Here is a 528-nt window from a genome sequence, read left to right on the forward strand (position 1 = left end):
ATATGGCGGACTCAGGAGGATTCGAACCTCCGACCGCTCGGTTCGTAGCCGAGTACTCTATCCAGCTGAGCTATGAGTCCGTTTGGCGCTTTTAGACCAGATCACCGCTGGTTGAAGCAAAATGGCTTGCAGCGATGCAAGCCATTTTAATATGGCGGACTCAGGAGGATTCGAACCTCCGACCGCTCGGTTCGTAGCCGAGTACTCTATCCAGCTGAGCTATGAGTCCGTTTGGCGCTTTTAGACCAGATCACCGCTGGTTGAAGCAAAATGGCTTGCAGCGATGCAAGCCATTTTAATATGGCGGACTCAGGAGGATTCGAACCTCCGACCGCTCGGTTCGTAGCCGAGTACTCTATCCAGCTGAGCTATGAGTCCGTTTGGCGCTTTTAGACCAGATCACCGCTGGTTGAAACAAAATGGCTTGCAGCGATGCAAGCCACTTAAATATGGCGGACTCAGGAGGATTCGAACCTCCGACCGCTCGGTTCGTAGCCGAGTACTCTATCCAGCTGAGCTATGAGTCCG

At 53.0% G+C, this 528-nt stretch carries 4 tRNA genes; all 4 read right to left on the minus strand.

Going from position 1 to position 528, the window contains the following annotated elements:
• Positions 1 to 3 precede the first annotated feature (3 nt).
• Positions 4 to 80 (minus strand) — tRNA-Arg (locus tag VC352_RS24810).
• 72 nt (positions 81 to 152) lie between these two features.
• Positions 153 to 229, minus strand: a tRNA-Arg gene (locus VC352_RS24815).
• Between the two features lie 72 nt (positions 230 to 301).
• Positions 302 to 378, minus strand: a tRNA-Arg gene (locus tag VC352_RS24820).
• 72 nt (positions 379 to 450) lie between these two features.
• Positions 451 to 527, minus strand: a tRNA-Arg gene (locus tag VC352_RS24825).
• Position 528: the final 1 nt, after the last annotated feature.

This window comes from Pseudomonas sp. C11 (assembly GCF_034683865.1).
Lineage (GTDB): Bacteria > Pseudomonadota > Gammaproteobacteria > Pseudomonadales > Pseudomonadaceae > Aquipseudomonas.